Annotated in this window: 18 protein-coding genes and 1 pseudogene; 6 read left to right on the forward strand and 13 right to left on the reverse strand. The window is 69.3% G+C overall.

Annotated elements, in window-relative coordinates; all coding sequences use genetic code 11:
* From OG555_RS06985 to OG555_RS07000, 4 genes are all read right to left on the reverse strand, one after another.
* A complete protein-coding gene (locus OG555_RS06985) occupies positions 1 to 456 on the reverse strand; it encodes a hypothetical protein (RefSeq protein ID WP_329481997.1) in 456 nt (151 codons plus the stop codon).
* Between the two features lie 123 nt (positions 457 to 579).
* Positions 580 to 1,512 (reverse strand): GNAT family N-acetyltransferase, encoded by a 933-nt coding sequence (locus OG555_RS06990; protein ID WP_329481998.1) that lies wholly within the window; start codon positions 1,510 to 1,512, stop codon positions 580 to 582.
* A 322-nt stretch (positions 1,513 to 1,834) separates the two neighbouring features.
* Positions 1,835 to 3,460 (reverse strand): chaperonin GroEL, encoded by a 1,626-nt coding sequence (groL, locus tag OG555_RS06995; RefSeq protein WP_329481999.1) that lies wholly within the window; start codon positions 3,458 to 3,460, stop codon positions 1,835 to 1,837.
* A gap of 238 nt (positions 3,461 to 3,698) precedes the next feature.
* Entirely contained in the window at positions 3,699 to 4,025 is a 327-nt protein-coding gene (locus OG555_RS07000) for a cupin domain-containing protein (protein WP_328526256.1), read from the reverse strand.
* Positions 4,026 to 4,120: 95 nt separating this feature from the next.
* Here OG555_RS07000 and OG555_RS07005 point away from each other — a divergent pair, with 95 nt between their 5' ends.
* Positions 4,121 to 4,681, forward strand: a complete 561-nt coding sequence (locus tag OG555_RS07005) for a GNAT family N-acetyltransferase (RefSeq protein ID WP_329482000.1) — start codon at positions 4,121 to 4,123, stop codon at positions 4,679 to 4,681.
* Here OG555_RS07005 and OG555_RS07010 read toward each other — a convergent pair.
* Positions 4,678 to 5,013 (reverse strand): MmcQ/YjbR family DNA-binding protein, encoded by a 336-nt coding sequence (locus OG555_RS07010; protein WP_329482002.1) that lies wholly within the window; start codon positions 5,011 to 5,013, stop codon positions 4,678 to 4,680. The two genes, OG555_RS07005 and OG555_RS07010, sit on opposite strands and share 4 nt — an antisense overlap.
* Positions 5,014 to 5,196: 183 nt before the next feature.
* On the opposite strand from OG555_RS07010, the gene OG555_RS07015 reads away from it, so the two are divergent.
* On the forward strand, positions 5,197 to 5,532 hold the full coding sequence (locus OG555_RS07015; protein ID WP_329482003.1) for a PspC domain-containing protein: 336 nt from the start codon (positions 5,197 to 5,199) through the stop codon (positions 5,530 to 5,532).
* Positions 5,533 to 5,702: 170 nt separating this feature from the next.
* Positions 5,703 to 9,380 (forward strand): S8 family serine peptidase, encoded by a 3,678-nt coding sequence (locus OG555_RS07020; RefSeq protein ID WP_329482004.1) that lies wholly within the window; start codon positions 5,703 to 5,705, stop codon positions 9,378 to 9,380.
* 5 nt (positions 9,381 to 9,385) lie between these two features.
* Here OG555_RS07020 and OG555_RS07025 read toward each other — a convergent pair whose 3' ends face one another.
* A complete protein-coding gene (locus OG555_RS07025) occupies positions 9,386 to 10,351 on the reverse strand; it encodes a glycerophosphodiester phosphodiesterase (protein ID WP_329482005.1) in 966 nt (321 codons plus the stop codon).
* Positions 10,352 to 10,516: 165 nt separating this feature from the next.
* Here OG555_RS07025 and OG555_RS07030 point away from each other — a divergent pair, with 165 nt between their 5' ends.
* Both OG555_RS07030 and OG555_RS07035 read left to right on the forward strand, forming a co-directional pair.
* Positions 10,517 to 12,238, forward strand: a complete 1,722-nt coding sequence (locus OG555_RS07030) for an ABC transporter ATP-binding protein (protein WP_329482006.1) — start codon at positions 10,517 to 10,519, stop codon at positions 12,236 to 12,238.
* On the forward strand, positions 12,235 to 13,971 hold the full coding sequence (locus OG555_RS07035) for an ABC transporter ATP-binding protein (protein ID WP_329482007.1): 1,737 nt from the start codon (positions 12,235 to 12,237) through the stop codon (positions 13,969 to 13,971). The genes OG555_RS07030 and OG555_RS07035 overlap by 4 nt, the downstream gene beginning before the upstream one ends.
* 42 nt (positions 13,972 to 14,013) lie before the next feature.
* Here OG555_RS07035 and OG555_RS07040 read toward each other — a convergent pair whose 3' ends face one another.
* From OG555_RS07040 to OG555_RS07060, 5 genes are all read right to left on the reverse strand, one after another.
* A complete protein-coding gene (locus tag OG555_RS07040; RefSeq protein WP_442914488.1) occupies positions 14,014 to 14,556 on the reverse strand; it encodes an rRNA adenine N(6)-methyltransferase family protein in 543 nt (180 codons plus the stop codon).
* Between the two features lie 60 nt (positions 14,557 to 14,616).
* Positions 14,617 to 14,763 (reverse strand): hypothetical protein, encoded by a 147-nt coding sequence (locus OG555_RS07045; protein WP_329482010.1) that lies wholly within the window; start codon positions 14,761 to 14,763, stop codon positions 14,617 to 14,619.
* Entirely contained in the window at positions 14,763 to 15,791 is a 1,029-nt protein-coding gene (locus OG555_RS07050) for a CapA family protein (protein WP_329482011.1), read from the reverse strand. The genes OG555_RS07045 and OG555_RS07050 overlap by 1 nt, the downstream gene beginning before the upstream one ends.
* A gap of 187 nt (positions 15,792 to 15,978) precedes the next feature.
* The gene (locus OG555_RS07055) at positions 15,979 to 16,137 is read right to left on the reverse strand and encodes a hypothetical protein (RefSeq protein WP_329482012.1); all 159 of its coding nucleotides are present in this window, start codon (positions 16,135 to 16,137) and stop codon (positions 15,979 to 15,981) included.
* 50 nt (positions 16,138 to 16,187) lie between these two features.
* Positions 16,188 to 16,475: a helix-turn-helix domain-containing protein gene (locus tag OG555_RS07060; protein WP_328526243.1), complete on the reverse strand. Its 288-nt coding sequence runs from the start codon at positions 16,473 to 16,475 to the stop codon at positions 16,188 to 16,190.
* 53 nt (positions 16,476 to 16,528) lie between these two features.
* On the opposite strand from OG555_RS07060, the gene map reads away from it, so the two are divergent.
* A complete protein-coding gene (map, locus tag OG555_RS07065; RefSeq protein WP_329482013.1) occupies positions 16,529 to 17,296 on the forward strand; it encodes a type I methionyl aminopeptidase in 768 nt (255 codons plus the stop codon).
* An 853-nt stretch (positions 17,297 to 18,149) separates the two neighbouring features.
* Here map and OG555_RS07070 read toward each other — a convergent pair.
* Together OG555_RS07070 and OG555_RS07075 are read right to left on the reverse strand one after the other, a co-directional pair.
* A complete protein-coding gene (locus OG555_RS07070; protein WP_442914518.1) occupies positions 18,150 to 19,142 on the reverse strand; it encodes a DUF222 domain-containing protein in 993 nt (330 codons plus the stop codon).
* Between the two features lie 210 nt (positions 19,143 to 19,352).
* Positions 19,353 to 20,095, reverse strand: a pseudogene (locus tag OG555_RS07075) (DUF222 domain-containing protein); the annotation flags it as partial.
* Positions 20,096 to 20,107 lie beyond the last annotated feature (12 nt).

The raw sequence follows: 20,107 nt of genomic DNA on the forward strand, positions 1-20,107 counted from the left end.
TCAATGGCCGGGCTGGGCCTGATGGGTCCAGCCCGGCTGTGGCTTGAAGCAGAGCCACTCGATCACGGCGGAGCCGAGCACGATCGGGATCACCCACGACCACGGCTGGTGCGGCAGGCTCACCACCACGATCGCTGTCCACAAAGCGATCCAGCCGCCGCCGTAGCCGCGCAGTACGCCGCGGTACCACAACCCGCCGGGCGCTTCGGCGGCCCGCTGGCCGAGGTACACGAACAGGTACGACGCGATCGAGATCGGCCAGAAGAACCACAGCCCGCTCCAGTCGTACGGCACCATCACGAGTGCGGACACGCAGACCAGCGCGATGGCCCAGTGATAGACCTCGCCGGCCCAGTTCAACCCGTGCCGGCGCAGGGTGAGGACGATCGCCAACGGGCCGAACACGATCGCGACGACGCCGGCCACGACGTGCAGGATGAGCGCGATGTCACGCACCGCCGTGCCTCCCCTGCTCCCGACTCCCCCCGGAGCTCTCTGACATGTCAGGGAGCATAGGGGTCCGGAACGCCCGCCGTCTGCCCCTCGGCGCACCCAGTCGGGTACGCCGAGGGATAGCCTTCAGACCTCCGGGAAGGAGAGCACCCGGCGGACGGCGAAGTTCCGGTATCCCAGGCGTTCGAAGCTCTTGGCCATCGGGACGTTGCCGAAGTCGGTGTCGGCCCGGATGTGCTCGGCACCCGTCTCCGCGAGCAGGTGGGTGATCTCGGCCAGCAGGTCGTCGCTGTACCCGTGCCCGCGCTGCTCGGGCAGGACCCCGAGGTACCCGACCACCGGCCCGCCGGCGTTGGCGGACGGCATCGCGAACCCGATCAGTTTCCCGTCGGCGTCGTACCCGAGCCGCCACCAGGACCGGTCGCCCGGCATCGACTTGTACATGTCGAGTTCCTCGCGGGCCGCGCCCTCGACCCCGAGCCGCGCGATCTCCCGCGCGGTGGCCGCGTCCAGGCTGCCCTCGCTGACCCGCATGAGCACGTCCACGAAGGCCTCGTCGTCGGCCGGCTCGAACCGCAGCCGGGTGGACCGCGGCGGCAGTCCGTACGCCGGCTTCCACTCGTACCGCAGCCGGTCGGTGATCTCGGTCAGCCCGGCCGCCGCGGCCGCCTGGCTGCGTGGCTCGAGCGCGGCGACCACGTCGGGCTGGTCCCGCCAGTCGCTGTTCAGGAAGAAGTGGTACTCCGGCGGCTCGGCATCGGCCGGGCGGGCCTTCACGGCATGCTCGATCAGCGCCGTCCAGACCGGGACCGGGTCGCCGTCGCCGGCGTAGTACAGGCCGTCGATGCTGTACGGGTGGGCGTCATCGGGGGCGCCCCACCAGATGGCGAGAGCCAGGATCCGGCCGTCTTCCTCGACGACCCAGGTCCAGTCGTCGCGGTAGTAGCCGTCGGCAACGTACTCGCGGTAGCGGTCGAGCGTGACGGTGTTGACCGACTTCTGCTCGATCAGGGAAAGGATGGTGTCGAGATCGGCCTCGACGGTGGTGCGGATGGTCACGAATCCTCCAGCAGGAGGCGCGCTGCTCCGCTCAGTGCGAGCTGTGCGAGCGGATCGGTCGCGCCGGGAAACAAGTCAGAGTATTCATCGGTCGCTCCTTCCGCTGCGGTTCGGTCTCGCCGGGCCAGACTCTAGGGCGCGGCCGGGGTCATAGTCCAATTGTTATTCACACCTGGGATCCTCGGCTCCATCGCTTACGTCCGAAGAACTGTGGCCTGCAGCCCTCACATCTTCGGACGTAAGCGCGAGGGACAGCAAGAAGGCGGTCCCGGGATTGCTCCCGGGACCGCCTTTACTGCTTGTGCTGTTGGACCTCAGTGGATCAGAAGTCCATGCCGCCCATGTCGGGCGCGCCACCCTGAGCGGCCGAGGCCTTCTCCGGCTTGTCGGCGATGACGGCCTCGGTGGTGAGGAACAGGGCCGCGATGGACGCCGCGTTCTGCAGCGCCGAGCGCGTCACCTTGGCCGGGTCGATGATGCCGGTGGCGATCAGGTCGACGTACTCACCGGACGCGGCGTTGAGGCCCCAGCCCGGCTCGAGGTTGCGAACCTTCTCCACCACGACGCCACCCTCGAGGCCGGCGTTCACGGCGATCTGCTTCAACGGCGCCTCGACCGCGGACCGCACGATCGCGGCACCGGTGGCCTCGTCACCGTCGAGGTCCAGCTTCTCGAACGCGATCACCGACGCCTGCAGCAGCGCCACGCCACCACCGGCGACGATGCCCTCCTCGACGGCCGCCTTCGCGTTCCGAACGGCGTCCTCGATGCGGTGCTTGCGCTCCTTCAGCTCGACCTCGGTGGCCGCGCCGACCTTGATCACCGCAACGCCACCGGCCAGCTTGGCCAGCCGCTCCTGCAGCTTCTCGCGGTCGTAGTCGGAGTCCGACTTCTCGATCTCGGCGCGGATCTGGTTCACCCGGCCGCCGATCTGGTCGGCGTCACCCTCGCCCTCGACGATGGTCGTCTCGTCCTTGGTGACGACGATCTTGCGGGCCTGGCCGAGCAGCTCCAGGTCGACGGAGTCCAGCTTGAGGCCGACCTCCTCGGAGATCACCTCGCCGCCGGTGAGGACGGCGATGTCGACCAGCATGGCCTTGCGGCGGTCACCGAAGCCCGGCGCCTTGACGGCGACGGCCTTGAAGGTGCCCTTGATCTTGTTCACGACCAGGGTCGCCAGCGCCTCGCCCTCGATGTCCTCGGCGATGATCGCCAGCGACTTGCCGGTCTGCATGACCTTCTCCAGCACCGGGACCAGGTCCTTGATGCTCGAGATCTTGCTGTTGACGATCAGGATGTACGGGTCGTCGAGAACCGCTTCCATCCGCTCGGTGTCGGTCACGAAGTAGGGCGAGATGTAGCCCTTGTCGAAGCGCATACCCTCGGTGAGCTCGAGCTCGAGACCGAAGGTGTTGCTCTCCTCGACGGTGATGACACCTTCCTTGCCGACCTTGTCCATCGCCTCGGCGATGATCTGGCCGACCTGGTTGTCGGCGGCCGAGATGGACGCGGTCGCAGCGATCTGCTCCCGGGTCTCGACCGGCTTGGCCAGCGCGAGCAACTGCTCGCTGACCGCCTCGGTCGCCTTCTCGATGCCCTTCTTCAGGCTCATCGGGTTGGCGCCGGCCGCAACGTTGCGCAGCCCCTCGCGGACGAGGGCCTGGGCCAGCACGGTGGCGGTGGTGGTGCCGTCACCCGCGACGTCGTCGGTCTTCTTCGCAACTTCCTTGACGAGCTCGGCCCCGATCTTCTCGTACGGGTCCTCGAGCTCGATCTCCTTGGCGATGGAGACACCGTCGTTGGTGATGGTGGGGGCGCCCCACTTCTTCTCCAGGACGACGTTGCGGCCCTTGGGGCCGAGCGTCACCTTGACCGCATCGGCGAGGGTGTTCATCCCTCGCTCGAGGCCGCGGCGCGCCTCTTCATTGAAAGAAATCAGCTTGGGCATTCTCCGCGAGTCCTCCCGCGTCGAGTCTTTGTGTTCAGCCGGCCCGGATGCCCGCGACGGACGGCGCCGAGGTCGCGGCGCTCATGTCCCGCCACGCTCCGGCACCTCATCGAGGCCGTCTTCTGTCACACTCGCGGGGCAGGAGACTTATCACTCTCACCCTTCGAGTGCTAACCAAGTATTAGCACTCGACCCAAACGAGTGCAAGCCGGCCCCCCGCCCGGGGGCCGGCTCGCGATCAGCTCGCGGCGGGCGCCTCCGCCGGCCCGAAGACGATGATCCGGACACCGGTCTCGGTCCGCGGCTGGTGCCGGCTGCCGGCCTGGTAGTACAGATAGGTCCCCGCCGGGTAGGACCGGCCGTGGTCGAGCAGTTCGCCCGCCGCGACGTAGATCAGCTCGTCCCGGTCGTGCACGTCGACCTCCGGCCAGGCGATCCCGGCGTCGAGATCGAAGGCGCGGACCAGCACCTGCCCACTGGACGGCAGGGCCCGGCGGACGATGCCCGGCGCGACCGGGCTGGTTTCGGCGTCATCGAGAAGGACTGCTTGAGGTTCGTTCGACATGGCCCAAACCTCGCATCGCGGCCGGACCGGCGACAGTCTCGTCCCGGTCCCCCACCGGACGCATCCGGTCACGCCAGGCACAGTACGGTGACCGCATGCTGGAGGTGCGCCCGGCCGGGCCGGACTCGTGGGACGACGTGGCGGCGGTGATGGGCGAGCGTGGCGATCCGGCGCGGTGCTTCTGTCAGTACTTCCGGCTTCGCGGCCGGCAATGGTCCGACGCGACCCCGGACAGCCACCGGAAGGCGTTGCGATCCCAGGTCTGCGACGCGAAGCAGCCACTCGGTGTCCTCGCGTACGACGCGACCACGCCGGTCGGCTGGTGTGCGGTCGCCCCGCGGACGTCGTACCCACGGGTGGTCGCCTCACCCAACTGGCGCACCGATCGACCGGACGCGTGGGTCATCACGTGCTTCGTCGTACCGGTGGGCCACCGCCGCCAGGGCCTCGCACGCCAACTGGCCCGCGGAGCTGTCGATCTGGCCGACTCATACGGCGCCACCGTCATCGAGGGCTGTGCCGTCGACACCTCCGCTACCAACCGCGTTCCCTCGTCCGACCTCTATCGCGGGCCGCTGTCCGTCTTCCTCGACGCCGGCTTCACCGAGGTCAGCCGCACCAGCCCGCAATGGGTCCTGGTCCGCAGGACGCTCTAGGACGTCAGCTGGGAGATCAGGTACTTCGGTGCGGTCAGGCGCCAGGCCTCGGTGATCAGTTCACGAAGCTCTTCGTCGTCGGCCGCGGCGATGTCGATGTCTAGCCAGGCGAATCGGCCGGCCGCCCAGGACGGGGAGTACACGTCCGGATCCTCGGCCACCAGCGCCTCCTGCTCCTCCCGCAACGCCTTGAGCTGCAGCCTGGTCTCGTCCTCCGACATGTACGCGAAGCTCTTGTTCCGCACCTTGAAGACCGGCTGACCCGCCCAGCCCTCGTGTTCCTCCACTCCCGGCAGCCCGAACACGACCTTCTGCAGCACCTGGACGTCCATTCCTCCGACGGTAAGCACCCGCACCGACAGTTTCCGCCGTACGACGTCAGCGCCCCCGCGATCGTGGGCCGGGTTCAACCAAAGTCGTCAGGGGTGGGTGATCGGGGTTCCAGGGGTCGGATCAGGGGTCGGTCGGTACCGATCCTGATGTGGCGGAGGGGTGCTGGACGGGAGAGTGGAGCCATGACGAACTCCAACGCACCGTTCTCGAACCTGTCCGGCAAGGTCCTCCGTCGTTCCCGTGACCAGCGGATGCTGTCCGGTGTCTCCGGCGGTATCGCCGAGTACCTGAACATCGACGTCACCCTGGTCCGCCTGGGCATCGTCGGTCTGACCCTGATCACCGGTGGCACCGCTCTGCTCGGCTACGCGGTGGCCTGGATCGTGATTCCCGAGGCCGACGGCAAGGCGGTCTGGCAGAACGTCCAGCAGTCGGTGAACCAGCAGAACCACTCGCCCGAGGCCGACATCGCCTCCCGTATCTACGACGACACCAACAACAAGCCCCCGGCGGCATGATCCGCCCTGCGCCCCTCCCGGGCGCAGCCCACGACCACCCCGCGGCGGGGTGACGACACCGTTCGTCACCCCGCCGCGGCCGTCCCAGCCGCGCGGCCGACTCGCGCCATGACGGGTATCTGCCAGTCCGAGGGATTGCTCGCGACTGCGGCGGCTCGTACGTTCCCCGCGTGCCTCCTCGACGACTTACCGCCCTCGTCCTTGCTGGAACGCTGACCGCCGCGCTGCTGGCCACAGCCGGCACTGCCACGGCCCTGCCCCCGACCACTGCCGCACCAGTACAGTCCGGCACCGGCTCAACCACCGACCTGGTCACACTCGTGACCGGCGACGTCGTACGCCTCGACACGCAGGCGGATGGCACACAGCAGGCCACCGTCGTTGCGGGCGCACCCGGCGGCACCTACAGCTACGTCCGCGACGGCGACGTGTACGTCGAGCCGGCCTCGGCACAGGAACTGCTGGCCGCCGGCAAGCTCGATCCACGTCTCTTCGACGTCAGCGCCCTGGTCCGCCAGGGGTACGGCGACGCCGACCGGACCACGCTCCCCCTCATCGTCACCTACCGCAGCGGCGCGGCCGTCAGTCCCAAGGCGGCGCCCGCCGGAGTCCAGGTCCGCGCAGCCCTCGCCGGTGTCAGGGCGTTGGCCGTGACTCGGCCGAAGCAGGCCGGGACGACCTTCATCGCCGAGATCGAGCGGCGGACCGACGTGGCGAAGGTATGGCTCGACGCGCGCACCCGCGCAGTCCCCACCGACCGCACCACTGACACCGCCGCGGCCACTCCGAAGACCCAAGGGTCGTACGACGGAACCGGCTCCACGATCGCGATCCTCGACACCGGCATCGACGCCTCACATCCCGACTTCGCCGGCCGGATCGACGAGGCGCGAGACTTCACCGGCGCGAACGACCCCACCGACCGGCTGGGCAGCGGCACGCACACCGCGTCGGTCGCGGCCGGCAGCGGTGCCGCCTCCAACGGCCGGTACGTCGGCGCCGCGCCCGGTGCTCACCTGGCCGCCGGGAAGGTGTTCGACGACACCGGCATCGGCTACGAGTCCTGGGCGATCGCCGGCCTGCAGTGGGCCGCGGCCTCGGGTGCCGACGTCGTCGACGTCAACGTCGAGGGCGCCATCACTCGCGGCGACGATCCGCTGACGGAGGCGGTCGACAGTCTGAGCCGGAGCTCAGACGCGCTGTTCGTCGTGTCCACGGGCTCGAAGGGGCCGGGCCAGCCAGGCACGTCCGAGGTGGCCGCACCGGCAGCGGCTGCCGCGGCGCTCACGGTCGGCGGTACCCGGCAGGCGCGCTGGTGGGATCAGTCGCGGCACGGCGTCATGGCGGATCGCGGCGCCATCAAGCCTGAACTCGTCGCACCGGCCTTCGGGGTCGTCGGCGCCGTTCCAGGCGGCGGCTACGCGAGTGTCGTCGGTACCGCGCCGGCCGCGGCGTACAGCGCCGGCGCGGCAGCGGTCCTTCACCAGGTCCATCCCGACTGGTCTCCCAGTCTGCTCAAGGCAACGCTGACCTCCACCGCCGCACCGGTCTCCAGCGGCACCGCCTTCACAGCAGGGGGCGGGGCAGTCGAGCTCGCCCGGGCAACCGCCCAGCAGGTCACCGTCGATCAGGGGGTCGCGAGCTTCGGCGACATCACCCGCCCTTACCGCGCCGACCAGTTGCGGCAGCAGCGAACCCTGACCTATCACAACTACTCCAAGGCCGCGGTGAGCCTCGACCTGGCGACCGACCTCGCCGGAACCAGCGTCCACCCCAGCACTGTCACAATCGCGCCGGGTGGAGCAGCCGACGTCACGCTCGAACTGGACGCAACCGCGCTGACGGCCGACGACTACACCGGGCGGGTTACCGCGACCGGTCCCGACGGTGGGATCGCCACCGCGGTGGGCTTCGTCAAGCAGGACGACACCGTCGAGGTGACCTTCCGTGCCCTCGACCGCCACGGCAGCCCGGCGACGGCTCGGATCCGGGTCGCGCCGTACCGGCAGGTCGATGGGCGGTACTACCCCGAGGACTTCTTCTTCACTCCGGACCAGAAGGAGTGGACTCTGCGCCTACCCGAAGGCGATTACAACGTCTTCGGGCTCATCCGGACACCCGATGCCTCCGGTGCCGGACTCGCCGAGGTGAGCATCGTGGGCCTGCCGAAGCTGGCCGCCCAGGCGCCGAACTCCACCGTCACCCTGGACGCGCGAACGGCGCGACCGATGACGCTGACGACCCCGAAGCCGTCGGTATCTCGCAGCCTCTCGGTCCGCTGGGCCAGGGGTGACGCAGGCAGCTCTGCCGCCACCTATGACGAGTGGCAGGTCGATCTGACCCGTGGCACACCGCCGCTGCTGTCGATGTCGCCGACCGAGCGGGTCCAGGACGCCGGATTCGCGGTCACCTCGACCTGGGACGCCGGAGTACCGCTTCTGCAGGCCAAGGCCAGCCACGGCCGGACCGATGTCTGGTACGCCGGCGGTCCGCTCGCCGAGGGCAGACACCGCTACCGCTTGGTCGATGCCGACTCCGATCCCAAGGGCGTTGCGGGTGCGGTCGCAGTCGTCCAGCAACCCAGTGACATCTCGGTCGACACTCTGATCCAACGGCTCGCCGACGCAGGCGCTGCGGGGGTGGCCATCTACCCGGCCGACACCGGCCTGCTGGTCCCGCCGCCGGGGGATCCCGGGATCGTGACGATGACGACGACGCGATCCGACGGCCTCGCCTTGCGTGCCGCGGCCCACCGACCGCCGTCGGCGTGGATCGAGCTGACCGGCACACCGCGTTCGCCGTACGCCTATGACGTCAGCTTCGTCGAGAACGGACAGGTCGGCCGCGACCTCGCCTACCGGGCCACCGGCCTGGCCACCGTGGCGACCAAGATCTACAGCTCCGGAACCGGTGAGGCCGGGGGCGGCTGGATCCTCAATCAGCACCTGCGCCAGAGCTGCGGCTGTACGACGCAACCCGTCGCCGACTGGGTCCCGTCCACCGGCTACACCCGGACCCAGTACGTGACCGCAGGTCGCGACGTACAGGTGGCGACAGCCTGGGAGTACGGCGCTGGGCGGACCGTCGTCCGGCCTCGTGCGTTGCCCACCTACCGACCGGGAGAGCACGCCACCCTCGAGTTCCTCAAGGCTCCGTACTCCCCGGGTGTCGCCGGTGGGACCGAGCCCAACACCCAGGGCACGACCACACGGCGAGGGAACCGGATCAGCTTCGACTACGCGATGTTCACCGACTCCCGGGGCAACTGGTCACGGGCGCTGCCCGGCGCTTGGGCCGCCACTGCGTTGTTCGCCGGCGACACCGAGCTCTACACCTCGAGCTCCCCGGTCGGTGACGTGACTGTTCCCGCAGACGCCACTGACTACCGGCTCGTCTCCGACGTGTACAACCACGGTGCTGTCGTCGGATTGACGTCCGCAGCCCACACGGAGTGGACGTTCCGCTCCGCGACGGTCGCGGAGGGGACGAAGGCTGTGCTTCCGCTCCTCGATGTCGACTACACCGACATCGCCGACACCCACTCCGGCCGAAGCGCTCTCGATCTCGCCAACAGCGCGGCCCGGGGACAGCGTGTCGACCTCGATCTCGCAGTCGGCCACCAACCCGGATCGACGGCCGGACCAGTCAGCGCGGTGAAGGTCCTGGTCTCCTCCGACGACGGTGCGACCTGGCAGAAGACCGTGCTGAGCACACTGCAGGACGGCCGCTACCGGGCGACGTACACCCATCCGCGCGCGGGCGACTTCATCTCCCTGAAGGTGCTGTCCTCCGACACCGATGGCAACGCCGTCGACCAGACCCTGATCCACGCCTACCGCCTGCGCTGAGGCGTCTACAGGTTGAGCGCCGGCTTCCGGAGGGCGGCGACGGCCTGGTCGGGGTGGTCGGCGAACAGGCCCTGGATGCCGAGGGCGGCGAACCGGGTCAGTTCGGTGGGGAAGTCGATGCCGGTGGGCAGGAACCGGCGCTCGGCGCGGAAGGTCCAGACCTGGACGGCCAGGCCCGCACGGTGGGCCTGGTCGACCAGGCGGGTCGGCTCCCCCAAAGTCCCGGTCGCGGTGCGTGGGATGACCAGGTCCTTGTGCGGCGCCAGTACGTGCGCGTACGTCGAGATCTCGCGTAACCCGGCCGGCTCGATCAAGTCGGCGTACGTGCGGCCGTCGCCGGTGCGGAGGAAGTCGTTCGGAGCGCTCTCGGAGTCGACCAGCTGTACCAGCGGCACCCGCGTCATGACGGACAGCCGGCGCAGACTGGTCGGCTCGAACGACTGCACCATCACCTCGTCGTCGCGCAGCCCCAGGGCCAGGATCCGCTCGGTCAACAGCTCTTCCAGCGGCAGTCCGAGCCGGCGGAAGTACGTCGGGTACTTGATCTCCGGGATCACGCCGATCGGCCGTCCGAGCCGCAGCGCCTCCCGCCGGGCGAGGGCCACCACGTCGTCGAACGTGGGGATCTCCTCCAGCCCGTCGTACGCCGTGTTGCTCGCACGCAGACCGGGCATCCGCTCCCGGGTCCGCAGGGTCCGCAGTTCGGCGTAGGTGAAGTCCTCGACGAACCAGCCGGTGACCGCGGTGCCGTCGACGATCTTGGTGAGCTTCCGGTCCGCGAAGACCGGGTGGCCGGCGACGTCCGTCGTACCGGAGATCTCGTTCTCGTGCCGGCAGACCAGGACGCCGTCGAGGGTAGCGACCAGGTCGGGCTCCAGATAGTCGGCGCCCTGGGCCGCGGCCAGGCGGTACGCCGCCGGCGTGTGTTCCGGGCGGTAGCCACTCGCTCCCCGATGCGCGATCACCAGCATGGTCCCAGGACAGGGGCCGGACATGGCCCCGCGGGAACTCGTTGCCCAACGCAAGATGAAGCTCTTTTGATGCGCGGGGAGACGAAACCCGCACCGACCGTGACGGTCCCGAACGCGAGTAATTCGCATGCGGTTGTCGGTGGTCGCACCTAGCCTGAAGGCGCCATGAAACAACTTCCCTTCGCCGATCCCGGCGTTCCCGAGCACCGCTCGCCGGCCCGCTATCTGTGGTGGGTCGCGCGCGGTCAGAAGCGCACCCTGATCGGCGGGATGGCGTTCGGCATTCTGTGGATGGCCGCGCAGGCGTTCATCCCGGCGATCCTCGGCCTGGCGATCGACGAGGGCATCGCCGCGCGCGACGGCGAGCGGCTGCTGCAGTGGACCGCCGCGCTGTTCGCGGTCGGCGTGGTGCAGGCGATCGCCGGCATCATGCGGCACCGGTTCGCGGTGACGAACTGGCTGTCCGCGGCGTACCGCACGGTCCAGGTGGTGACCCGGAAGTCGGCCGACCTCGGCGCGACGCTGCCGAAGCACCTCGCCACCGGCGAGGTGGTCAGCGTCGGCGCCGGCGACCTGTCGTACGTCGGCAACCTGATGGAGATCTCGGCCCGGTTCGCCGGTGCGATCGTCGCGTTCGTCATCGTCGCGGCGATCCTGCTCACCCAGTCGACCACGCTCGGCCTGGTGGTGCTGATCGGCGTACCCGTGATGCTGCTCTGCCTCGGCCCGATGCTGCGTCCACTGCACAAGCGGCAGTCCGCGCAACGCGAGGCGGTCGGCGAGCTGAACTCGCTCGGCTCCGACATCGTCGGCGGTCTGCGGGTGCTCCGTGGGATCGGCGGCGAGGAGTCCTTCTCCCGGCGATACCGCAGCGAGTCGCAGCAGGTCCGGCAGGCCGGTGTCCGCGTCGCCGGGATCCAGTCCGTGCTGGATGCGGCCCAGGTGCTGCTGCCCGGCATCTTCGTGGTGCTCGTGGTCGGCCTGGGCGCGCACTTCGCACTGCAGGGCGACCTCAGCGCGGGCTCGCTGGTCGCCTTCTACGGCTATGCGACGTTCCTGGTGCTGCCGCTGCGCACGGCCACCGAGTTCGCCAACCAGCTGATGCGCGGTCTGGTCGCCGCGGGTCGAGTCGTCCGCGTCCTGGAGCTGGAGCCCGACATCACCGAGCCGGCCCGATCAGTGCGCCTCCCCGACGGCGGTGACCTGGTCGATCCGGTCTCGGGCATCCGTGCGCGCGACGGTCTGCTCACGGCGATCGTCTCCGCCGAGCCCGACAGCTATGCAGAGCTGGCAGACCGCCTGGGTCGGTACGACGACCTGAGCGAGGTCAGGTACGGCGGAGTGACGCTGGCCAGTGCGACACGTGTGGACGTCCGTGAGCGGATCCTGGTGAGCGACACCGGCTCCCAGCTGTTCACCGGCACCCTGCGCTCGGAGCTCGATCCGGACGGCCGTCGTACCGACGACGAGATCATGGCCGCGATGCGTACGGCGTCCGCCGACGACGTACTGGTCGCGTTGACGGACGGGCTCGACTCCGAGGTGGAGGAGAAGGGCCGGTCGTTCTCCGGCGGTCAGCGGCAGCGGCTGGTGCTGGTGCGGGCGCTGCTGGCGGACCCGTCCGTGCTCGTGCTGGTCGAGCCGACCTCTGCGGTCGACGCGCACACCGAGGCGCGGATCGCGGATCGGCTGCGGGCCTACCGGTCCGGCCGGAGCACCGTGGTCCTGACCGCGAGCCCGCTGCTGCTCGACCGCGTCGACGAGGTGATCTTCGTCGCCTCCGGCCACGTAGTTGCCTCGGGCAAGCACCGTGCGTTGCTCGACACCGAGCCCCGCTATCGCCGGACCGTCACCCGTGAGACCGAAGCCGAGGAGGTCCTCCGATGAGGCAGATCCTGCCCGTCGCCGGGCCTACCGAGATCCGGCGGCATGCCCGCCGGCTGGCTCGCCGGCACCCACGCACGCTGTCCGTCGCGCTGCTGCTGCACGGGCTGGCGGCGGTCACTGGGCTGGCCGCGCCGCGGCTCATCGGTGGCCTGGTCGAAGACGTCCAGAACGGGACGACCGCCGCCAAGGTCAACCAGGTGATCATCGTGATCGCAGTGTTCGTCGTGGCGCAGTCGCTGCTGACCCGGTGGGCGCGGTTCAAGTCGTTCGCGCTCGGCGAGCAGGTGCTGGCCGAGCTGCGGGAGGACTTCGTCGACAATGCGCTCGCCTTGCCGATCGGCACGGTCGAGCGGGCCGGCACCGGCGACCTGCTGTCCCGGACGTCGCGTGACGTCGACACCCTCTCGCGGACGGTGCGGTTCGCCGTACCCGAGACGATCATCGCGTTCGTCACGGTGCTGTTCACGGTCGTCGCCACTGTGCTGGTCGGCGTGTGGGTGCTCGTGCCGTTGGTCGCGATGGTGCCGGTGCTCTGGCTGAGCACGAAGTGGTACCTGCGCCGCGCGAAAGACGGTTACCTTCGCGAGAACGCGGCGTACGCCCAGATGACGAGTTCGCTGGCCGAGACGGTCGAGGGTGCGCGGACGGTCGAGGCCTTGCGGCGGTACGACGATCGAGTCCGCCGCGGCGATGCGGACATCCGGGGCTCCTACCTCGCTGAGCGGTACACGCTGTCCCTGCGGACGGTGTGGTTCCCGGTCGTCGAGGTCGGCTATCTGGTGCCGGTCGTCGGGACGCTGCTGTTCGGTGGCTGGCTGCACCTCGGCGAGCATGTCTCGCTCGGCGCCGTCACGGCCGGTGTGCTGTACGTCAACCAGCTGATCGATCCGGTCGACCGGTTGATCTCCTGGATGGACGAGCTCCAGTCTGGTGGTGCGGCCTTTGCACGGTTGCTGGGCATCAGCGACGTACCGGACGACCGGACGCCGTCGGGCCAGTCGCCGTCGAGTGAGCTGGTCGAGGCGCATGACGTGCGGTTCTCGTACGTCGACGGTCGCGACGTGCTGCACGGCGTCGAGCTGACCATCCAGCCGGGCGAGCGGATCGCGATGGTCGGTCCGTCCGGTGCGGGCAAGTCGACGCTGGGGCGGTTGGTCGCGGGTATCCATCCGCCCCGGACCGGTTCGGTGACGGTCGGCGGGGTCGGCATGACCGAGCTGCCGTTGGACGAGCTGCGCAAGCAGGTCGCGCTCGTGACCCAGGAGCATCACGTCTTCGTCGGGACGCTGCGCGACAACCTGTCGATGGCGCGGCCCGGGGCTTCGGACGAGGAACTGCTTGCGGCGCTCGCCGCGGTCGACGCGCAGGAGTGGGCGGAGGCGCTGCCGGACGGTCTGGATACTCGCGTCGGTTCTGGGCAGCTGGCGCTCACGCCGGCGCAGGCGCAGCAGTTGGCACTGGCCCGGCTGGTGCTCGCGGATCCGCACACGCTGGTGCTGGACGAGGCGACGTCGCTGATCGACCCGCGGGCGGCTCGGCACATGGAGCGCTCGCTGGCCGCGGTGCTGGAGGGCAGGACGGTCATCGCGATCGCCCACCGCCTCTACACGGCCCACGACGCGGACCGGGTCGCGGTGGTGGAGGACGGGCGGATCTCGGAGCTCGGCAGCCACGACGAACTGGTCGCCCGCCAGGGTTCGTACGCCGCGTTGTGGAACTCCTGGCACGGATAACAGTCAGACCCCCACCAGGCTGGTGGGGGTCTCCTGTTCCTTCTACCGTTTGCGCAGTACCAGGACTGCGGAGTCGACATGTGGAGGTGGGGTGAAAGCCTTGCGGGGAAGGCGAAGCCCGATCGACGGGTCGTAGTGCCGGAACCACCGGTTCGCCCCCGGCGCGTCACCGCGAGCCCACCGGTTCGCCACCTGCCGCTGCAGCACCAGATCCGCCGACACCAGGCGAGAACCCGGCGCCAGCAAGCGCTTCAGCAGTGCGGTGGAGATGTTGTACGGCGGACTCGACACCACCCGGAACGGCCGCGACGGCAACCGGAGATCCGCGGCATCGGCCCGGACCACCGTCACCGGCGCATCCGCGAACCGCCGACGCAACCGGTCGACCCGCTGCGGGTGGAGTTCGACGGCCACTACCTGGGCACCGGCCCGAACCAGCGGCGCGGTCAGCGCACCGAGTCCGGCCCCGACGTCGAGGACGAGTTCACCGGGTCTGACCCCGGCCGCGTCCACGACTCGCTGAGCCCAACGACTATCGAGCGGATGCCATCCCCAGGCACCCCGCGCCTGCCCGGAGCCGGGCACGACGGACCATCACGAAGTACGTAATCATGCGCCGACCATAGAACGCCGGACCTGCTGGGCTCAAAGCATTTTCGGGTTCGCACCCAGTGCCTTGACGGTCTCCGTCGTACGGCGCTGCGCCAGCTCGAGGCGGCTCTTCTTCGACGTGTCGGCCTTCGCGAGCTCACGTCGTACGTCGAGAACCCGGACAGGCAGGGCGTCGGTCATCAGGAGCGGTGTGTACTCAGCCTGTTCGGTCTTCCAGCGGTCACGGTCGCGGGTGAAGGTGAAGCGGACAGGAGACCTTCGGCCTTGGTGCTGTTGGGCTCGCGGTGAGCGGCAACCAGGTTGCCCAGGCCGTAGGCGACCCATTTGCCGTTGATCTGCTCCATCGGCTGCACCACGTGCGCGTGATGACCGACCACCAGGTCGATGTTGCTATCGGCAAGCAGTTGCGGTGCGAGCTCGCGCTGCTGGTCGTTGAGCCTGCTCGAGTACTCGGTCCCCCAGTGGCAGCTGACCACGACGATCTCAGCGCCTTGGTCGCGCGCCTCTTGCGCGTTCCGGATGATCGTGACCGCGTCCAGCTTGCCGGCGCGCCAGGTCTGGCCGTTCGGGTACGGCAGGCCGTTGAAGCCGAACGTGTACGACAGCGAGGCAATCTTGACACCGTTGACGTCGACGATGGTGGGAGTCTCGGCTTCGCTTCTCGAGCGCGCCGTACCCGCGTGGCGCAGTCCGGCCTTCTCGAGGGTGTCGAGGGTCCGATCGACACCGGTCGCACCACCGTCGAAGCTGTGGTTGCTGGCTGTGGTGCAGACACCGTACCCGGTCTGCTTGAGCGCGGTGGCGATCTGCGGCGGGCCTTGGAAGAGCGGGTAGCCGTGGTACGGGCCGCCTCGTGGTCCGAGGGGAGTCTCCAGGTGCGCGATCGCGAGGTCGGCCTGCTGTACCAGCGGCTTGACGCTGCTCATGAGTGGCGCGAAGTCCCAGGCGCCGTCGTCGCCGTCGCGCTTCGCGGTGGTCCACAGTCGCTCGTGCAGCAGGACGTCGCCGGTCGCTACCAGCGTGATCTTGTCGGGTCGATTCGCCTTACCTGCTTCGGATCTGGCGCCGGGCTGACCAGTCTGTTGCGCTCCCGGTGTCCGCCGCCGTGTCCGCGATGCACCCTGCAGTCGCCAGTACTCCGGCTCCGGCGAGCAATCCGCCGAGCACCGTACGTCGTCGTACCGCCATCCGACTCCCCCAAGCCTCAACCCCAGTCGCTCAGGAGACGCAGCAACCTCAGACTTAGTTGCCGCAGCAACCAAACAGTGTCCTTCGCGGGCCTTCAGGTAGAGGGTGTGCCCGATCGGTCATCGATCCCACCGCCACGACCTCGCCCCGGTCGGCCAGCAGGCTCAGCGTCGCGGACCGAACGCGCGTGCTTCTTCCAGGCGGCGGTCAGATCGCCGGGGACCGGCACGGTCCCGTGTAGAGGTCGGTCAGCGCGACGACCAGCTCTCTGTCGCGATCACCGGCACGGCGTACGACGTACCGCAGTACGGCGCGATAGTGGTCGCGGAAGAGCTGGTCGAGGTCAGCCGTTTCCGGCGTGGTCATTGGTTCCACACCGCGTTTGTTCCCGCTCGCCGCGAACCATTACAGGAGGTCTAGGCGATCAAGCCGGAGGAGTCCGGTGGGGCGTCGGCGACGTGGTTGTCCTGGCAGGCGGCAACCAGGGTGTCCAGGGAGAGGTCGAGGGTGGCGGCGACGGCGGCAACAGTGAACAGGGCTGGGGTGGGGATCCGACCCGTCTCGATCTTGCGAAGGGTGTCGACGGAGACCCCGCAGGCGGCCGCGACGTCCACCATGCTGCGCTCGCCGCGGGCCTCACGGAGCAGGCGGCCGAGCTGACGGCCGCGTTCGCGATCCCAGCTGGACAGGGGTGGTCTTACCATGAGCGTGATAATAGTACCGGTATAACTATCCCGTGAAGTTGAGGAAGCAGCCAATGGTCGAGTTGAAGACGCCGGCGGAGATCGAACAGATGCGCACGGCCGGCCGTGTCGTCGCCAGCGCCCTGCAGGCAGTGAAGAAGGAGGCCTCCGTCGGGGTCTCGTTGCGCGAGCTCGACGAGGTCGCCCGGGACGTCCTGCGTTCGGCCGGGGCGGTATCGCTGTTCGAGGGCTACCAGCCCGGGTTCGCGACCAGTCCGTTCAGCGGCGTCATCTGCACGTCGGTCAACGACGCGGTGCTGCACGGCCTGCCGACCGATCTGAAACTCGCGGACGGCGACCTGCTGAACGTCGACTGCGGCGCCTCCGTCGACGGATGGTGCGCAGACTCCGCGATCAGCTTCTGCATCGGTACGCCGCGCCCCGAAGACCTGGAGCTGATCGCGACCACCGAACGCGCACTCGCCGCCGGCATCGCCGCCGCGGTCGACGGCAACCGCCTCGGCGACATCAGTGCCGCGATCGGCCGCATCGGCCACGACGCCGGCCTCGGCACCAACCTCGACTTCGGCGGCCACGGTATCGGCCACCGCATGCACGAAGACCCCCACATCCCCAACGGCGGCCGCCCCGGCCGAGGCCTCAAACTCCGCGCCGGCCACGTCTTCGCCATCGAACCCTGGTTCTGGTCCGGCCCAGGCAGCACCTACCGCATCGACGAAGACGGCTGGACCCTCCGCTCCGCCGACGAAACCCGAGGCGCCCACGCCGAACACTCAGTAGCCATCACCCCGACAGGCCCCGAAATCCTCACCCTCCCTTAGAAACCCCACCGCACCCCCACGCACGCTCCCACCGCACCCGCCACGGGACACCTCCAACCACGCCCGCCACGGGCGCTCCCATCGTGACGCGCTACGCCGCCGCTCCCACCCCTGCGCGCAGCTACCGCCCGTATGTGGCTACAGCTCAACCGACCACAAGGTGAGTCCGCCAACCGTGATCACCCGACGCCGCCAAGCCCGCCCCTCCGTCGCGCACACGCGGCTTACTGCGACCACCGACCTGTCTCTGCGATGAATCGGATAGGACACGGACCTCCATCGCCTTGCCCGCACATACCTCGGGGATCCGATCGACGCCGAGCCGAGCGGCGACTCCCATCACCGCTCGGTCCGACCGCTCGCACAAGGTCGGCAGGCCATACCAATCCGTAGGACGTGGCGGTCGCCGGAGGGGCGATGACGGCGGCGATGTTCTCTAGCCATTCCGTGAGCTGACCGACCGTGAGGTCCGACAGGTCACGGAAGACGTCGTGCAGCTGCTCAGGCAGCATCGTTCGGTAGTTGTCCTCGTTAAGCGATAGGACCCCTTCGAGCTTCTCGACGTGCTCAGCAAGACTCTCGCGGCCTTCTTGAGCGTCGCGATCGGGACACGAATCTGGTCAGCACGGGCAACCTCCGGCGAGTTCACCGGATGCCGCAACGCGGTCGGCGGGTTCCTTCTTCTTGATCTGGTCCCGCATGCACGAATCTCCCGGGCAACGCCTCCCTTCAACGTGGCTGATCCAGCTTCCATTGGCTCAATCATCGGAGGGGGCCGAGGCCCAGATGAAGGCCTCGTTCACGTCGCCCTGGCTGCGCGGTTGGTTGCGGGCGGCGGCCTCAACCTGGGGTTCTACGGGACGACCTTGGCGCTGAGTGCGGCCTCCTGCCATGGATCTGACACCAGGTCGTCGTGGTGATCGTTTGGATGATCGCCCGTGGAGCTGGCTGGGTGCACGGGTCGATCGGTTGGCTCGGGAGCCTCACCCCAGATAGCCAAGCTTGCCGCCTCACGGAGCGACGACGACCCGACATCCCCAATGCGCTCACAACCGGCGAGCCACAGGCTGTGCAGCAGTCCTGCTCGCAGACCAGATACCGCAAGGCTCGACGGGCTGCCGGCATCAGATGCAGCAAACCCAACTCCGGATGGGTCCTGTGCCGTGTGCGGTGAGGCGATGCGGGATGGACTGGTCGGGCTTGGTCCGGTGGGCGGTGGCTGTTGGGCTGCCTGTTGCCGTGGTCGGCAGGGGTTGGGCTGCCGGGGTGGTCGGGTGGTGTGTTGTGGTGGTGGGTCGGCCCAGGTGGGGCGGGCGACGTGGACCTCGCCGTCGGTGATGGTGATGGTCCAGTCGCCGTGGTGCAGGTCGACGTGGTGGCGGCGGCACAGCAGGCACAGGTTGTGCACGGCGGTGGCGCCGCCGTCGATCCAGGACTGCAGGTGGTGGGCGTCGCACTGCACCGGCGGCGCACCGCACACGACGCAGCCTTTGTCGCGGGCGTTCAGGGCGCGTCGCATCGCGCCGGTGACGAGCCGCTCGGCCCGCCCGACGTCCAGCGGCTCCGACTTCGACCCCAGCACCAGCGGGATGACCTTCGCGTCACACGCCAGCCGCCGGATCGTGGCCGCCGACAGGCCGTCGCCGTACACGAGGTCGCCGATCGCGTCCGCGGCCGCCGACTTCAGGTCCTGCAGGTCGATGGTCACGGTGATGTTCGCCTTCGCACCGAACCCCGGAATCCGCCCAGACCCACCGGCCCCGCCCGCCCTACCGGTACCGGCCGGACCGGCACCAGTCGCCCTGGCACCGGCTGGTCCCGTCGTACCGGCGCCGGCCTCACCCACGTCCGCCAGGCCGGCACCCGCCGTATCAGCACCGGCCGTATCAGCACCGGCCGTATCAGCACCGGCCGCACCCGGCGTGCGGGCGCCCGTTGTACTGGCTCCGCCCGTGCGGGCAGCGGCTGTAGGGGCCGGGGTGGTGGCGGTGTCGTAGGCGGTGGCGGCGAGGGTGAGGGCGGTGGTGAGGGCGTCGGCTTGGCGTTTGTCGCGGGGGCGGGGGTCGAGGTCGCCGGTGAGGGTGCGGTGGGGGCGGGCGCCGGCGTGGATGAGGCAGCGGAGGAGTTCGGCGTTTTCGTTGGCCAGGTAGCCGCGGAACTTCACGCCCCGGTCGGCGCCGATCAGGGTCAGGGATTCGCGGGCGTAGGCCTGGTGTTCGTCGGGTTCGGGGCCGTCGGTGTCGAGGACGTCGCGGACGCGTTGGCCGGCCTTGCGTAGTTCGGCCGGGGACAGGTGGCGGCCAGGCCGACGAGTTCGCGTTCGGCCACGTCGAGGTCCTCGACCGCGACGGTGTCGGGGACTTTCTCGAGCGCGGTCACGATCGCCTCGGCCTGGGCCGGGCGCAGGAACCCCTCCGCCGCACCCGCACCCGCGCCATTCGCCTCGGCCGCCTCGGCCGCCTCGTCCGGCGCGTGCGGGTCGTCGGTCGGTTTGTCGGGGCTGTCTGCTGCGCGGTAGGGCGTCGGCAGGGCGGCCGACACGGCGGCGTACTTCGACAGCGTCTGGGCCAGGCGGACGTCGCGGCGGGCTTGGGGGCGGTCCAGGCGGTAGCGGAACGCGAGTAACTGGGTGGTGTCGTGGGCGCCGATTTCCTGGGCGTAGCCGTCTTGGTCGAGGCCGGCGATGAGGTGCAGGCGGTAGGTCTGTCGGCGGGCGAGCTCGGCCTCGAGGGCGTCGAGAGCCGCGAGCTTTTCGCTGCCGCTCATCGACCACACCGGTCGCTCGCCGAGAAGTTCCATGCCGTCAACTCT

The sequence above is a fragment of the Kribbella sp. NBC_01484 genome (assembly GCF_036227145.1).
Lineage (GTDB): Bacteria > Actinomycetota > Actinomycetes > Propionibacteriales > Kribbellaceae > Kribbella.

Excerpts from the sequence above, each read along its gene's own strand:
- OG555_RS07015 (WP_329482003.1), top strand. The coding sequence starts at position 5,197 with ATGACGAACTCCAACGCACCGTTCTCGAACCTGTCCGGCAAGGTCCTC.
- OG555_RS07035 (WP_329482007.1), top strand. The coding sequence starts at position 12,235 with ATGAGGCAGATCCTGCCCGTCGCCGGGCCTACCGAGATCCGGCGGCAT.
- OG555_RS07000 (WP_328526256.1), bottom strand. The coding sequence starts at position 4,025 with ATGTCGAACGAACCTCAAGCAGTCCTTCTCGATGACGCCGAAACCAGC.
- OG555_RS07055 (WP_329482012.1), bottom strand. The coding sequence starts at position 16,137 with ATGACCACGCCGGAAACGGCTGACCTCGACCAGCTCTTCCGCGACCAC.
- OG555_RS07030 (WP_329482006.1), top strand. The coding sequence starts at position 10,517 with ATGAAACAACTTCCCTTCGCCGATCCCGGCGTTCCCGAGCACCGCTCG.
- OG555_RS07005 (WP_329482000.1), top strand. The coding sequence starts at position 4,121 with ATGCTGGAGGTGCGCCCGGCCGGGCCGGACTCGTGGGACGACGTGGCG.
- OG555_RS07060 (WP_328526243.1), bottom strand. The coding sequence starts at position 16,475 with ATGGTAAGACCACCCCTGTCCAGCTGGGATCGCGAACGCGGCCGTCAG.
- OG555_RS07025 (WP_329482005.1), bottom strand. The coding sequence starts at position 10,351 with ATGCTGGTGATCGCGCATCGGGGAGCGAGTGGCTACCGCCCGGAACAC.
- map (WP_329482013.1), top strand. The coding sequence starts at position 16,529 with ATGGTCGAGTTGAAGACGCCGGCGGAGATCGAACAGATGCGCACGGCC.
- OG555_RS07010 (WP_329482002.1), bottom strand. The coding sequence starts at position 5,013 with ATGGACGTCCAGGTGCTGCAGAAGGTCGTGTTCGGGCTGCCGGGAGTG.
- groL (WP_329481999.1), bottom strand. The coding sequence starts at position 3,460 with ATGCCCAAGCTGATTTCTTTCAATGAAGAGGCGCGCCGCGGCCTCGAG.
- OG555_RS07045 (WP_329482010.1), bottom strand. The coding sequence starts at position 14,763 with ATGACCGACGCCCTGCCTGTCCGGGTTCTCGACGTACGACGTGAGCTC.